Source organism: Lentzea sp. NPDC102401 (assembly GCF_044765805.1).
In the GTDB taxonomy this organism is placed as follows: Bacteria; Actinomycetota; Actinomycetes; order Mycobacteriales; family Pseudonocardiaceae; genus Lentzea; species Lentzea sokolovensis.
In genome coordinates this window covers 465,688-478,935 of record NZ_JBIWKS010000003.1, presented here as the reverse complement: position 1 = coordinate 478,935, position 13,248 = coordinate 465,688, and the positions used below count along the sequence as shown (strand labels likewise).

General features: G+C 69.1%; 18 protein-coding genes. 6 read left to right on the top strand and 12 right to left on the bottom strand.

Annotation, left to right across the window (positions count from 1 at the left end; all coding sequences use genetic code 11):
- Positions 1-173 precede the first annotated feature (173 nt).
- On the bottom strand, positions 174-860 hold the full coding sequence (locus ACIRG5_RS12965) for a DUF6802 family protein (RefSeq protein WP_402904236.1): 687 nt from the start codon (positions 858-860) through the stop codon (positions 174-176).
- Between the two features lie 103 nt (positions 861-963).
- On the opposite strand from ACIRG5_RS12965, the gene ACIRG5_RS12960 reads away from it, so the two are divergent.
- Positions 964-1,257 (top strand): hypothetical protein, encoded by a 294-nt coding sequence (locus ACIRG5_RS12960; protein ID WP_402904233.1) that lies wholly within the window; start codon positions 964-966, stop codon positions 1,255-1,257.
- Here ACIRG5_RS12960 and ACIRG5_RS12955 read toward each other — a convergent pair.
- The 3 genes from ACIRG5_RS12955 to ACIRG5_RS12945 are packed head-to-tail and all read right to left on the bottom strand — an operon-like array spanning position 1,219 to position 4,900.
- Positions 1,219-3,039: a dynamin family protein gene (locus tag ACIRG5_RS12955; protein WP_402904230.1), complete on the bottom strand. Its 1,821-nt coding sequence runs from the start codon at positions 3,037-3,039 to the stop codon at positions 1,219-1,221. The two genes, ACIRG5_RS12960 and ACIRG5_RS12955, sit on opposite strands and share 39 nt — an antisense overlap.
- Entirely contained in the window at positions 3,036-3,401 is a 366-nt protein-coding gene (gene grpE, locus ACIRG5_RS12950; protein WP_402904227.1) for a nucleotide exchange factor GrpE, read from the bottom strand. Before grpE ends, ACIRG5_RS12955 begins: the two co-directional genes overlap by 4 nt.
- Positions 3,398-4,900 carry a dynamin family protein gene (locus tag ACIRG5_RS12945; RefSeq protein WP_402904224.1) on the bottom strand — a complete coding sequence of 501 codons (1,503 nt, stop codon included), beginning with the start codon at positions 4,898-4,900 and terminating at the stop codon, positions 3,398-3,400. Before ACIRG5_RS12945 ends, grpE begins: the two co-directional genes overlap by 4 nt.
- 54 nt (positions 4,901-4,954) lie before the next feature.
- Between ACIRG5_RS12945 and ACIRG5_RS12940 the strand changes: the two genes are divergently transcribed.
- Positions 4,955-5,404: a hypothetical protein gene (locus tag ACIRG5_RS12940; protein ID WP_319976451.1), complete on the top strand. Its 450-nt coding sequence runs from the start codon at positions 4,955-4,957 to the stop codon at positions 5,402-5,404.
- Here the strand turns inward: ACIRG5_RS12940 and ACIRG5_RS12935 are convergent.
- The gene (locus ACIRG5_RS12935; RefSeq protein WP_402904220.1) at positions 5,389-5,757 is read right to left on the bottom strand and encodes a GntR family transcriptional regulator; all 369 of its coding nucleotides are present in this window, start codon (positions 5,755-5,757) and stop codon (positions 5,389-5,391) included. The genes ACIRG5_RS12940 and ACIRG5_RS12935 overlap by 16 nt on opposite strands.
- A complete protein-coding gene (locus tag ACIRG5_RS12930; protein WP_402904217.1) occupies positions 5,754-6,443 on the bottom strand; it encodes a hypothetical protein in 690 nt (229 codons plus the stop codon). The genes ACIRG5_RS12935 and ACIRG5_RS12930 overlap by 4 nt, the downstream gene beginning before the upstream one ends.
- Positions 6,444-6,552: 109 nt before the next feature.
- Between ACIRG5_RS12930 and ACIRG5_RS12925 the strand changes: the two genes are divergently transcribed.
- Both ACIRG5_RS12925 and ACIRG5_RS12920 read left to right on the top strand, forming a co-directional pair.
- Positions 6,553-7,728, top strand: a complete 1,176-nt coding sequence (locus tag ACIRG5_RS12925) for a sensor histidine kinase (RefSeq protein WP_402904214.1) — start codon at positions 6,553-6,555, stop codon at positions 7,726-7,728.
- A 9-nt stretch (positions 7,729-7,737) separates the two neighbouring features.
- On the top strand, positions 7,738-8,394 hold the full coding sequence (locus ACIRG5_RS12920) for a response regulator transcription factor (protein ID WP_330271863.1): 657 nt from the start codon (positions 7,738-7,740) through the stop codon (positions 8,392-8,394).
- On the opposite strand, the gene ACIRG5_RS12915 is transcribed toward ACIRG5_RS12920, so the two are convergent.
- The 3 genes from ACIRG5_RS12915 to ACIRG5_RS12905 are packed head-to-tail and all read right to left on the bottom strand — an operon-like array spanning position 8,391 to position 10,301.
- A complete protein-coding gene (locus tag ACIRG5_RS12915; protein WP_402904915.1) occupies positions 8,391-9,287 on the bottom strand; it encodes an SDR family oxidoreductase in 897 nt (298 codons plus the stop codon). The genes ACIRG5_RS12920 and ACIRG5_RS12915 overlap by 4 nt on opposite strands.
- A gap of 7 nt (positions 9,288-9,294) precedes the next feature.
- Positions 9,295-9,774 carry a pyridoxamine 5'-phosphate oxidase family protein gene (locus ACIRG5_RS12910; RefSeq protein ID WP_402904210.1) on the bottom strand — a complete coding sequence of 160 codons (480 nt, stop codon included), beginning with the start codon at positions 9,772-9,774 and terminating at the stop codon, positions 9,295-9,297.
- Positions 9,774-10,301 (bottom strand): TetR/AcrR family transcriptional regulator, encoded by a 528-nt coding sequence (locus ACIRG5_RS12905; protein WP_402904207.1) that lies wholly within the window; start codon positions 10,299-10,301, stop codon positions 9,774-9,776. Before ACIRG5_RS12905 ends, ACIRG5_RS12910 begins: the two co-directional genes overlap by 1 nt.
- A gap of 48 nt (positions 10,302-10,349) precedes the next feature.
- Between ACIRG5_RS12905 and ACIRG5_RS12900 the strand changes: the two genes are divergently transcribed.
- A complete protein-coding gene (locus ACIRG5_RS12900; protein ID WP_402904204.1) occupies positions 10,350-11,132 on the top strand; it encodes an HAD family hydrolase in 783 nt (260 codons plus the stop codon).
- Here ACIRG5_RS12900 and ACIRG5_RS12895 read toward each other — a convergent pair.
- The gene (locus tag ACIRG5_RS12895; protein ID WP_402904201.1) at positions 11,129-11,995 is read right to left on the bottom strand and encodes a LysR family transcriptional regulator; all 867 of its coding nucleotides are present in this window, start codon (positions 11,993-11,995) and stop codon (positions 11,129-11,131) included. The two genes, ACIRG5_RS12900 and ACIRG5_RS12895, sit on opposite strands and share 4 nt — an antisense overlap.
- 74 nt (positions 11,996-12,069) lie before the next feature.
- On the opposite strand from ACIRG5_RS12895, the gene ACIRG5_RS12890 reads away from it, so the two are divergent.
- The gene (locus ACIRG5_RS12890) at positions 12,070-12,426 is read left to right on the top strand and encodes a darcynin family protein (RefSeq protein WP_402904198.1); all 357 of its coding nucleotides are present in this window, start codon (positions 12,070-12,072) and stop codon (positions 12,424-12,426) included.
- 6 nt (positions 12,427-12,432) lie between these two features.
- Here the strand turns inward: ACIRG5_RS12890 and ACIRG5_RS12885 are convergent, their stop codons facing one another.
- Both ACIRG5_RS12885 and ACIRG5_RS12880 read right to left on the bottom strand, forming a co-directional pair.
- Entirely contained in the window at positions 12,433-12,705 is a 273-nt protein-coding gene (locus ACIRG5_RS12885; RefSeq protein WP_402904195.1) for a hypothetical protein, read from the bottom strand.
- Between the two features lie 42 nt (positions 12,706-12,747).
- Positions 12,748-13,182, bottom strand: a complete 435-nt coding sequence (locus ACIRG5_RS12880) for a PPOX class F420-dependent oxidoreductase (RefSeq protein WP_402904192.1) — start codon at positions 13,180-13,182, stop codon at positions 12,748-12,750.
- Positions 13,183-13,248: the final 66 nt, after the last annotated feature.

Sequence of the window (13,248 nt, the reverse complement as noted above, 5' to 3'; positions counted from 1 at the left end):
CGGTGAATGGCAGGTAAAGCACCCCCAGCCTGTCGCTTCCCTCACAAAACCGATTCTGGAATCGATTCAGCACTCGGACGGCGTTAAGGCCGGCTTGAGGTGGGAAAAACACAAGAGGCCCCGGTGCGGTTCTCACCACACCGGGGCCTGTGACCTGCGCTTCAGTTCTGGGGTCAGTTCGGACTGATCCACTGCCCCGTTGTGGAATCGATTCGGACGACGCCGTCGAACCGTTCTTCCTCCAGCCAGTCGTCCGAGTCGTCCAGAATGCCGCTCTTCGAGTCGGTCACGTACCGGCCGTCGGACTCGATGTGCCCGTGCTCGACCTCGACCCAGTCGTCACCGCGGTGTTCGGACATCGTGACCTCGCCGGATCGCGTGATCTCGGTCGCCACGTCGGCCTTGCCATCGCCGTTCGCGTCGGTGAACAGCCACGTGTCACCGTCGTCGTCCCGCACGATCGCGGTGTCGGCCTTGCCGTCTCCGTCGGTGTCCTCGGTGGCCTGCCCGACGTTTCGTTCACCTTCGTCGGTGTCCACGACAATCGCCTGTTTGGGGGACGAATTCGTCTTTTCCTGAGGAGAGTCGTTCGGGCCTACCGCAACCCACTCACCGGAATTCTCCTCGAACCGAGCCTGGCTCAGGAGATTGCCGTCCTTGTGGAACGTGCTCATCAGATCGGCGTCACCGTCGCCGTTCGTGTCGGTGAACGCGAGATGGCCACCGTCATCCGTCTCGACGACGGCGGAGTCGTTCACGCCGTCCTGGTCGAGGTCGAAGGTGACGTCGGCGGTGTACTCCTCATCCTCGACGGTGACCTTCAGCTCGGCGTCGGCCGCACCGTTCTCGTCGATGTACACCGGGACACACCTCCTACTTGCTCATGTACCGGTATGACCCACGTTATGCCGGTTTGGTTCCACGGCCAACCGCCTGGGCGGGTGTCGCCGCTGTTGTCGAAGCGTGAGCGGCTCGCACGTGGCGGTGGGACAGCGGTTGACCGGCACCGTTGTGCTCGTGCCTCGGCCAGGCACGATCGGTGTCTTCGTGGACCTCGGCCTTCCTGACACCGGTTTCGTCGACGTCCTCAGGCTGCCGCACGATCCGGACCGGTGGCCGCGCGTGGGCACGGTCTCGACGTTCGAGGTCGTCTGGATCACCGACCGGCGCCAGATCCGGCTGGCCCCGCTGGATCCCGCCTACCGCGGACCCGTGGATCTAGGCGCGGTCGCGGACCGAGCGGATCCGGCCCAGTAGTTCCTCCGCCTTCGACCGGCCCTGCTCCACCTCGGCCAGTTGCCGCGTGACGGACTGCAGCTCGCGACCGCGTTCGCCCGCCTCCATGCGCAACGCGCGGTCGACCTCGCGCAGTTCCGCCTCGATGGCCTCGATGCGCTTGGCCAGCGCCTCGTCCAGCGCCAGGGAGAGGGCCTGCTCCGCCTCGATCAGCTGTTCGGCGGCTAGTTGGTCCACTGTGGAGCGTGCGTCGGCGATGGCGTCGGAGAGCCACTGCTTGACGTGCTGTTTTTCCGCCGTGTGGGTGCGGGTGCGGGCCATCCACCAGCCCGCGCCGAGGCCCAGGGCGATGGTGACCGGCAGGACGACCGGGTTCAGCACGGCGATGCCCAGGCCGGCGAGCGGCATGACGGCCAGTTTGCCCGCGCCCAGGCCGCCGGAGACGCCCATGAACACCAGCAGCTTGTCCTCGGCTGTCGGTGGTCGCTTCTCTTTGGGGCGCAACACGACCGGTGGTCGCTCGCCGCGGGCGAACTGGCCGCGGATCAGGGTCAGTTCCTCGGTGCTGAACAGGGTTGCCAGCACTGCGTCGGTGACCTGGGAGAGGCGTACCGAGAGTGCCGTGGAGATGCGGCCGGACACGACCTGCAACGCCGTGTCGACCTGTTGCGGCAGGGACGCGAGGGCGGTGCGGTCGGCGGCGTCGATGGACTGGCGGTACCAGGTCTGCAGGTCGCGCATCTGGCGTGAGATCTCGTGGGAGTTCTCGATGCGGGCGCGCTGGACCTCGCCGCGCAGCCGGACCTGCCAGCCTCGGGTGGAGGAACGGCGCTCGGTCTGCAGTTCTTCGCGGCGGGCTCGCAGGACGACGGCCTCGTCCTCGCCCACGGACAGAGCGCGCTTCTCGTGTTCGAGGCGGATCTCCAGCTCCGCCAGCACGGTCGACAGCGCGCGGAGGGCGTTGGCCTCGGCCAGCATTCCGGCGCGGCCCGTGACCAGTTCCTGCAGGGCGGTCTGCAGGGCGGAGATGCCGGAGCGTTCGCGGAGCATGGCGGCCGCGTCGGGGTTCGGGGCCTGGGCGGCCATGCCGAACATGCGCGACGACACCGGGTGGAAGGTGGCGTCGGCGAAACGGGGGGCGTGCTCGGCGAGCAGGGCCTGGTTGGCGTCGAGGACCTGGCGCCAGCCTCGGTACTGGTCGGTCTTGGTCAGGGCGAAGACGACGGTTTCCACGCGGTCGCCGACGCGCTTGAGGAAGTCGAGCTCACCGCGCGTGAACGGTGACGAGGCGTCGACGACGAAGACCAGGGCGGTGGCCGAGGTGACGGCCTCCAGGGCCAGTTCGCCGTGCACCGACTCCAGGCCGCCGACGCCGGGAGTGTCCACAACGGACATCCGTTCCAGCAACGGGATCGGGGCGTCGACCTCGACGTAGCGCGGGGGCAGCTCGCCCTCTGGCAGGTCGTGGGCCGCGGAGACCCAGTTGATCAGCGCGGGCAGCGGGAAGCTGACCGGTGCGAGCAGGCCGGGGTAGCAGGCGCGGGCCGCCCAGGACGGGCCGTGCTGGAAGACGAGGTACGTCGAGGTGGCCACGTCGGCGTCGACCGGCGAGAGACCTGGGGCCGACAGCAGGGCGTTGACCAGCGACGACTTGCCGCGGTTCGTCTCGCCGACGATCACGACCGACGACACCTCCGGTACCGCGCGGCGAGCCACCCAGTCGGCCATGGACGGGTCGAGCTCCCGCACGACCGAGACGAGACGTTCGCGGGTCTGCCGGACGGTCTGCGAGAGGTTGCTCATCGGGACGTGTAGACCGTCACGACGGGAGCCCGCAGGACCCGGCCGCGGTCGCAGAAGCCGGGCACCTCGGTCTCGGCGACCAGGCCCTGCAACGACAGGTCGTCCGTCGGCACGGTGCCGCCGGCCTCGTGCTGCGACGGGTCGAAGCGCTCACCGTCCGCCCGCACCGCCACGACCCCGATGGACGAGAGGCCTTCCTCGATGCGTTGGACCACGCCCGCACTGGCGCGGTCCAGCGCGTACATGCACAGCTGGACCAGCGCACGGCGCTCGGCCAGCGCCTGGTCGAGCAGCTCGTCGGCAATGGTCTCCACACCGTTTTCCGACGTCAGATCCGCGGGTTCGGTTCCGTTCAGGCTCATCGGTGCCCCCCAGCACGTAGTTGCTGCCAGATGAGGAAATACGCCCTGTGGACGACGTGCGCCACTCGAGCCTGCGCCGGAGTCGCGCCGAACGACGCGAACGAACGCCACCACCCAGCCCGTTCCAGCGCGAACGCGGCCAGCTCCGAGCCGGGCCGACCGGCCATGCCCAGCTGAGCCGCGATGTCCGGGGTGCCGCCGACGCGCAGCACCTCTTCCGTCAGGTCAGGGGCCAGCGCGACCGCACCGGACGAGACCAGCGTCAACGCCTCCAGCAGCCGCAGCTGATGCGCCTCGGGCCGGGCCAGCAGGACCTCGATCGCGTCGTGCACGCGCTGCCGTTCGCCGGCGTCGCCCGCGGCCAGCGACGTGACGGAGGCCAGTGCGGCGGCGGCCTTGATCCCGTCGGCCCGTGCCCGGAAGACCGCGTCCAACCGGCCTCGGACGGCCGCGAACCCCGATGCGTCGAACAGCACCCGCCTGAGCGCTCCGGCGGTGAGCGCGGGTTCGGCGTCCAGAGCTTGGAGCGCCTGGCCGATGCCGTAGAGGTCGAGCTTCTCCAGCAACCGGGACCGCACGCCGGCCGCGACGTCGCAGTCCCACGACGTGAAGAGGTCGCCGGACATCAGCATCATCGTGCGGGTGTCCTGGTCCAGGGCCGCCAGCGCCCGCAACGCCTCCGCGTCCGCCGACGTGAACTCGCCGGTCTCCGCGGACTCGGCGAGCAGGCTGATCACCGGCAGCACGTCCGCGACCCGCGGCTTGAGCAGATCGGCCTGCTTCGACGCGAGGATCTGCGCGGCCCGCCAGACGTCACCCTCCGCGCCCTCGACGGTTTCCGGCGCGACCGCGTCGACCTTGTTCAACGCGGCGATGGCGTTGACCGGCCCGGCTTCGCGGGACGCGGTCGCCGCGGTGAAGGCGGCCAGCGTCGAATGGTCATCCGCGCGCACGCCCTGCGTCACGACGTAGAGAACGGCCTCGGCACCCGCGACCGCGTTGCGCGACACGGGATCCAGCAGTTCCTCGGTGCGCGCGACCGAGGCCGCGTCCAGCGAACCGAGCCCTGGCGTGTCGATGACGGTGAAGTCGCGCAGCACGGCGTTCGTCAGATACGCCTCGATGTGCGAGACGCCTTCCACGCCAAGAGAAGCGGGGATCATGCCGTTCGCGTCGAACGGCAGCACCTGCCGTCTGCCGTCCCGCAGCACGACTTCGATCCGGTCGACCGTGCCGTACTGATAGCGCGTGACGAGCCGGGTGCACTCGCCGATGTCGGTGGGCGCGACCCGGCGTCCGATCAGGGCGTTCACCAGAGTCGACTTGCCGGACTTGATCCGGCCGGCGACCGCGACCTGCAACGGCGCGTGCAGACGGCGCAGCACTTCCTGGAATCCGGCGGCGGTCCGCGGGGAGACCTGTGGTTGCAGGGCAACGCACAGGTTGGCCACCGCCGCGCACAGCGGTCCGGCCAGTTGTTGTCCCTGCAACGCCGTCACGGGCACTGATCGTGCCACGGTTTGTGCGCGTGCGTGCGCGGGTAGCCACAGCTCATGGGTGACAGCTACGTGACGTTCCTAGTGCTGGGGATCGTCCTGGTCGTGGTCGACGGCCAGCTGATCTACCACAGCGGCAAGGGATATCTGAGGCGCGCCGCGTACGACGACGAGCAGGCCAGCGGCATGATGAAGCTGACGGCCGTGCTGTTCCACCTCGTCGTGCTCGGCCTGCTGGCGATCGTGTCGATCATCGAGGTCGACACCGGCAGCGAAGTGAAGAACGTGGTCCTGAAGCTGGGCGTCGTGCTGTTGCTGCTGGCAGGGGCTCATGGTGCGACGATGGCGATCCTGGCCAGGATTCGGGATCGCCAGATGCAGCAGCAACTCGCGGACCAGATGGCGGAGGAACACCGCATCTACGAAGAGCGGCAAGAGGAACGTCAGGCACACGTAGGCGAACCGCGGCCCGCACCCAAGATCGAGTCGCCTTACTCACCCACGTAGTGGGCTCGCACGGCGTTCAGTGCCTCCCCCTCACTGGCGCCGAGTGACCGAGCGATGGCGACGAACTCCGCCGCAGCGGCGGAGAGCGGGTCCGGTGCATGCGAAGGCAGGGCAGCCACCACGGTGCCCTGCCTTCGTCCTGTGGTGAGCACGCCTTCGGTCTCCAGCTCCCGGTATGCCCGCGCGACGGTGCCGGCGGCGAGCCCGAGGTCGGCGGCGAGCTGGCGGATCGTCGGCAACCGCGACCCGACCGGCAGCACGCCACCGCTGATCAACCGGACGAGCTGGTCCCGGACCTGGCGCCAGGGCGCGACGCCGTTCTCGACGTCGACGACGATCCGGGGAGCGGTCACGGCGCCGTCTTCGCCGGCATCGGCTTCGTGTTGGCGATCGCGATCCACGCGAGGATGCCGACGAACCCCAGCAGACCATGGACCAGCACACCCGCCATGCCGGCGCCCAGCCCGGCGGAGACGTGCACGCTTCGGGTGCGCAGGGCCAGGTCGACGATCTCGTCACCGATCGCCGGCCGCGCCACGGCGGCCCAGACGATCACCGCGACCACGAGCACGGACAGCGCGAGCCAGCCGAGCCGCGCCCACTGTTCCCAGATGACGAGGGGGACCGCCATGGCGAGGACGACCACCGGATAGGAGATCAGCACGCCCTTGGCGGCTATGTCGGACAGCCCGCGCGGGGCGAGCGACGCCACCCGGCGCCCCTCCCGCGGCACCCGCAGGGCCAGCAGTTCGGCCAGCAACGTGCCCGCGAGCACGACGACGAGGAACTGCGTCGTCGAGTCGTCACCGTTCATGGGAACGAACCCGATCGTCACGTAGAGCCACGGGTAGAGCAACCGGCGCCGCTTGAGGTAGCGGATGGCGTCCTCGACCTGAGCGTCGGAGGGGTCCCGCACCTGCCACTTCCGCAGCAGCCGCCTGCCCGTCGACGCCGTCGGCCACAGCATGATCAGCAGGAAGACGCCTACCGCGGCCAGCACCACGAGCTGGATCCAGAAATCCCCGTCGAACACGGCCACCCCCGAAGTTTGTACCAACCCCTCGACACAATAACTCACACTGAAGTCGTACGCGGCGTCAACCCGTGGCGCGACGCGCGGAAGTTCGGCCCGCACCTAACCTTGTCCAGTGCGGCGGTTCAGTCTGTGGATGAAGGCTCATCCGGCGTTCGGGGACTCCCTGATCGCCGGAATTCTGCTGCTCTTCGACATGGGCTTCGCGGTCACAGCGGTCGACAACGGGGTGTCGTTCTCGGCCTACCTCGCGGTGACGTTGCTGATGCTCGGGCCGCTGCCGTTCCGGCGCTACCACCCGCTGGGCACCAGCTACCTGATCCTCGCGGGCGCGTTCCTGCAACTCTTCACGCACGGGGGCATCAACGGCCTCCCGGTCCGCATGTCCGACTTCGCGCTGGCCATAGCGCTGTACACGCTCGTCGCGAACACGAACCGCAAGACGGCGTTGATCTACCTGGGCTGGCTGCTCGCCGGCACGCTGCTCTGGGCGGTCTTCCAGGTCGGCGAGATCCAGGCCGTGTTCCTCGTGTTCCTGGTCTTCGTGATCTTCGGCTTCAGCTGGGCGATGGGCGAGTTCATCGGCGCCCGCCGCGCCTACCAGCGTGAGATGGAGCAACGATTGGCACTTCTCGAAACCGAACGCGACCAGCAGGCCAAGATCGCCGTGGGCGAGGAGCGTTCCCGGATCGCCCGCGAACTGCACGACGTCGTCGCCCACGCGGTGAGCGTGATGATCGTCCACGCCGACGGCGCCGCCTACACGATCAGGTCCCAGCCGGAGGTGGCCGAGAACGCGGTCCGCACGATCGCCGACACCGGCCGCCAGGCGTTGACCGAGATGCGCCGTCTGCTGGGCGTTCTCCGCAGCGATGACGCCGAGACGCAGTGGGCTCCCCAGCCGGACGCGCGAGGCGTGGTCGAACTGGCCGAGAACACCCGTGCCGCCGGGGTCCCGGTGCGACTGGAGATCACCGGCGACGTCGACGACCTGCCCGTGGGCGTGGGGCTGAGCGTCTACCGGATCGTGCAGGAAGCTCTGACGAACACCATCAAGCACGCGGGAGCCGGCACCACCGCCATGGTGCGACTGGCCCGCATGCCGGAGGAACTGCGGCTGGAAGTGACCGACAACGGCTTCGGCACCCCCCACGACGTGGTCAAGGTCTCCGGCGGAAACGGCCTGATCGGCATGAGGGAAAGGGCGGCGGTGCTCGGCGGCGAGTTCGAGGCAGGCCCCAACCCCGGCGGAGGCTGGCGCGTCCGCGCAACATTCCCGCTAGCCGCATAGGGTGATCGAGTGATTCGGGTGCTGTTGGTAGACGACCAGGAACTCATGCGAATGGGCTTTCGCATGGTGCTGGGCGCTCAGGAAGACATCGACGTGGTCGGCGAGGCGGCCGACGGCCTCGACGCCGTCCAGATGGCCGACAAGCTCCGGCCCGACGTCGTCCTGATGGACGTCCGCATGCCCGTGATGGACGGCGTGGAGGCGACCAAGCGCATCGCCGAGGCCGACACCGCGAAGGTGCTGGTCATGACCACCTTCGACATGGACGAGTACGCCCTGTCGGCCCTGCGCAACGGGGCCAGCGGCTTCCTGCTGAAGGACACCCCGCCGTCCGACCTGGTGTCGGCGCTGCGCGCGGTGGCCTCTGGTGACGCCGTGGTCTCGCCGTCGGTGACCAAGAGGCTGCTGGGCCGGTTCCTCGGCGACGGCGGCGGTGAGCTTCGGGACGCCTCGATGCTCGACGTGCTGACCGAACGCGAGCGCGAGGTGCTCGTGCTGATCGCGAAGGGCCTGTCGAACACCGAGCTCGCCCGCAAGCTGTTCCTGTCGGAGGCGACGGTGAAGACGCACGTCGGCCGGATCCTCGCCAAGCTGGAGCTGCGAGACCGGGTGCAGGCCGTGGTGCTGGCCTACGAGACCGGTCTCGTCCGCCCCGGCGACGCCTAGCGGTACTTCTCGGGATCAGCCTCGACGGCCTGACCCGCCATTCGCGGCTTCACGACGTCGTCCCACCAGCGGCCCCAGTCGGGCTGCGACCCGTCGAGGTCGGTGAACCCGTACTCGCGCTTGAGCCTCCACGACGACAGGCACTGTCCGGCGAACCTCTTGCGGTCCTGGTCCGCCGCGAGGTGAGCGATGCCGCGGCCGAGGTAGTGCGGCGTCTCGGACAACGCGTAGTCCGGCACCTTCTCGATGGCGTCGCGCCAGTTCTCCTCGGTGACGCCGAACGTCTCCAACATCTGCTCGGAGCGCAGGAACCCCGGCGTGGCCGCCAGCGCGGTCACGTTCGGGTAGTCCTTGAGGTCCTTCGCCAGCACCTCGCCGAACCGGCGCACCGAGTTCTTCACCGCGTCGTAGGTGAGGTTCACGAAGTACGCCTCGCCGTCCTCGCCGTCGGTCACCTCGACCACGAGACCGTTGTCCGACTTGATCACGAGCGGCATCAGCCGGTGCAGTGCCACGAGGTGTGTCTCGATGCCGTTGCGCCACATGTGCAACTGCCTGTCGAGATCGTGCTCCCAGAACTTGCCCCACTCGACGAGGTTCTCGCCGCCCCAGGCGTTGTTCACGAAGACGTCGAGCTTGTCAATGCGCGCCGCGAAAGCGTCCACATCGGACGGATCGGTGAAGTCGCACCGGACGGCGATGCCCCTGCCACCCGCCGCGGTGACGAGGTCCGCGGTGTCCTCGATCGTCTCCGACCGCCCGACCTCGGACTGCTGCGTGCGCGTGGTCCGGCCGCCGACGAACACCGTCGCCCCCGCCGCCCCGAGCTCCACGGCGATCGCCCGTCCCGCACCGCGCGTGGCGCCGGTGACGACCGCCACCTTCCCGCTCAGATCGGGATCACTTCTTGCCGACACGGCGAGTTCCCCTTCCCTCGTGCCAGGAGAGGACGACCATCTCGTCGCCCTCGACGGTGAGCTGCACGACCTCGGTGACGTCGAACCGGAACAGGTCGATCTCGTCCGGCTTCGGCTGCCATCCCGTGCGGTCGAACAGGTCCTTCAGGTAGATCTCCTTGTCCGCGTGGAACTCGGCGGTGCCGCTGATCTTCGCGTCGCCCGCCTCCGTCATGGACGCGGTCGTGGTCATGCAGTGCAGCGCGAACCTCGGGTCGCGCCGCAAGTCCTTGGACTTCAACGAGTCGGGCATCATGCCCGCCCACAGTTCGCCGTGGGCGAAGTCCGGTTCCACGCCGCTAATGCGCGGTGCGCCGTCCTTGCGCAGCGTCGCGATCAACGCGTGCCGGTCCGCTGCGAACCTGCCCTGCACGAACGCGGCCATGTCGGGCTGTTCGGCCGCGAACTCCGCCCAGGTAGCCATCAGCGCATCCCTTTCAACACCAGGTCGATGTCCTCCGCCGTGCGGGCCAGCAGGTCGCCGCGCGGTCGCACCGACCAGTCCATCGAGATCCCGTAGACCAGCGCGGCGAGGACTCTGGCCGCGTTGGACGGCAGCCCCTCGGCCGCGCAGAGGACTTCCAGCTCTTCTTCCAGCACCGCGTAGTGCCGGGCCAGCAGCGCGCGCAGTTCCGGGTCGATCAGGTCGACCCCGAGCTGCGCCAGGTTGTTCGCCGCGACCACAGGGTCGGCGAGCCGGTCGAACCAGGTCAGCAGCGCGTCGCGGACGGTGCCGGCCTCGCGCGTCCGCCGGACGACCTCTTCGGTGCCCGCCTTGGTGAGGGCCTGCAGCAGCCCGCTCTTGGACCCGAACCGCTTCGCCACCGCCCCGACCGACACCCCGGCCTCCGCCGCGACGTCCGCGACGGTGAACTCCGGTCCGCGCCGGTCGATGACGGCCGCGACGGCGTTCAGGATCCGTTCGTCGGTGATCGTGCGAGGTCGTGCCACGCCATTAGTGAACCACAATTCACTAACCTTCGCATAGGGTGACACCACGTGAGCTGGAGACCGCGTCTGATCGCGCTGGACATCGACGGAACCCTGACCCCTGTCGGCTCGAACGACATCTCGCCCGCCGTGAAAGCGGCTGTGGTGCGCGCGACGGAACACGGCGCTCTCGTCGTGCTCTGCACCGGCCGCAGCCTCATCGGCATCTCCGAGGTCGCCGCGCAACTGCCCGTGGCGTTCTGCGTGTGCTCCAACGGCGCCGTGTGGTGGGACCCGGCTCGCCGCGAGGTCACCAAGCGCGTGACCTTCGACCCCGGCCCGACGATCAAGACGCTGCAGGCACTGCTGCCGGGGTCGGTGTTCGCGGTGGAGCAGACCGGCGTCGGCAACCTGTCGCTGGGCGAGTTCCTGCCGGGCGACCTGTGGGGCGTGACGACGCAGGTGACGTTCGACGAGATGGCGGAGCCGACCTCCCGGTTGGTCATGCGCTGGCTGGACCACACGCCGGCCGAGCTGTCGTTCGCCGTCCGGGAGCTGGAGCTGCCGGGCATCGAGTGGTCCGTCGACCACACCGAGGCGTGGCTGACCGCCGTGCCTCTCGACGTGACCAAGGGCTCGGCGCTGGAAGAGATCAGTGCGTCGCACGGCATCCGCGCGGAGGACGCGCTCGCGATCGGTGACGGGACCAACGACGTCGAGATGCTGCGGTGGGCCGGTCTCGGGGTGGCCATGGGGCAGGCGCCGGCGAACGTGCACGCGGCGGCGGACGAGGTGGGACCGACCGTGCTGGAGGACGGCGCGGCGCAGGTGCTGAACCGCTACTTCCCCTAGACGCAGGCCTGGATCGTCTCGCGCAGCCAGCGTTGGGCCGGGTCGGCGTCGAGCCGGGCGTGCCAGCGCATCCGCACCTCGATCTCCGGGAGGTCCGCGCTGATCGGGAACCAGCGCAGGCCTCCCGGGTACTGCTCGGCGAGGCGTTGCGGGACCAGCCCGACGTAGTCGCTCGACGCCACGAGCTGGGCGGCGGCGGAGAAGAACGGGACGACGGCGGCGACGTGTCGTCGCAGGCCGGCGGCTTGCAGCGTCGCGTCGAGCGGACCGCTCGACCGGCCGCGGCGGGACACCGAGACGTGCGGATGACGGCAGAGCTGCTTGAGCGTCGGACGGTTCTTCAGCGGACTGTCCGCGCGCACGATGCCGACGAGCTTCTCCCGGAACAGCACGACGGACCGGATGTCGGTCTCGGTGTCGTTCCCCGCGCCGATGTCGAGGTCGACCGACCCGTTCCGCAACGCCTCGACGCTCTCGTCACCTTCGGGCACGAACCGCAGCACCACACCGGGCGCCTGGGCGGCGACGGCGTTGACCAGCGGAGTCACCACCCCGTCGCTCACGCGGATGGTGAACGTCCTGCGCAGCTCGGCGAGGTCGAGTTCCTTCGCGTTGATGAGCGCGGACGCCTCGTCCAGCAGCGAACGGACCCTCGGCGCGATGCGGAGCGCGAACGGCGTCGGCACCAGCCCCCGTCCCGCGCGGACCAGCACCGGGTCGCCCACTGCCCGCCGCAACCGGGCCAGCGCCCTGCTGGTCGCGGGGATGGACAGGTGCAGCCGCTCGGCGGCCGCGGTGACGCTGCCGTCCTGAAGCAGGGCGTCGAACACGCGCAACAGGTTCAGATCCAGCTGATCAGGCACCTTTGCATCGTATGCAACTCTGACTTGCCAAAGTTGCGTGGCGAGCAATGCCCGGCGGTTTCTAGTTTCGAGGCATGACATTCGAAGCAGGCATCACCGCGTTCATGCTCGTCAAGACCACCCCGAAGTGGCTCACCCTGACCGTCCCGCAGCGCTTGGAGGCGTTCGAGACCGAGATCCTGCCCGTGATCAAGGAGAAGGCGGAGGGCGTGCGGTCGCGCTTCTACGACACCGAGTTCTACTCGACGCGCGTCACCGACGTCTGGGTGTGGGAGGCGCGTGACCACGACGCCTGGCAGCTGCTCGTGGAGGCGCTGCGCGAGTCCCCGTTCTGGGACACCTACTTCGAGGTGGTCGACCTGCTGGTCGGGGTGGAGAACGGGTACGCGCGCAACTACGGCGTGGACCCGCTCGCCACCATCGAGGTCTAGGAATCGTCAGGCGGAGTGCGGAACGAACACGCTCAGCCGGTAGGTGGTCGGATGACGTTCGCGGCCGCAGAACGCGTCCGCCCTGGCCACTTCCAGGTCGGACCGCGTCAGACCGGCCTTCTCCGGCGCGGCGCGCAGGCGGTGCACGTAGTCGCGCCACTCCGCGTAGTTCTGCGTCTCGAAGTGCACGACCCACTCGCCCGTGCCCGGCGCGGTGCGCGCGGCAAGGCGACGGTCCGCCGCCGCCTGCCGGTTCTTGCGCTTCTTCTGTCCTGGCACCGGTTCAGCGTCGCCGAGCCGGCGCCAGGACGGCAACCCGATTCAGTCGGAGACGTTCTGCATGGCGACGACCTTGCCCACCTTGACCCGCACGACCATCTCGCCGGGCACGCCGTTGCGCTCGGCGTACTCGTCGGCGCGGTCGGCGCCCATGTAGCGCGCGGCCGTGCGGCCCGCCCAGTACTTGAGCTGTTCGGGGTCCTCGTCGATCACGGCCTGGCCGGTGATCGTCACGAAGTTGAACGGCGGCGTCTCGTCGTCGAAGCACAGGGCGACGCGGCCGTCGCGCAGGATCGACTTGCCCTTGACCGTGTCGCGTGCGGTGAGGAAGACGACGTCGGGGCCGTCGAGGTCCACCCAGACCGGGGCGACGTGCGGTGAGCCGTCCTTGCGGGTGACCGCGAGCTTGCCGGTGCGGGCGGGGGTGGCCAGGACGAACTCGCGCCACCAGCCGTCCGGGGCTTCCGTGTATCCCATGTGGCTCATTCAACTACGACGGAGGTAGCGGCACCCGACGACGGAAGTTGACGCACGCGCAGACCG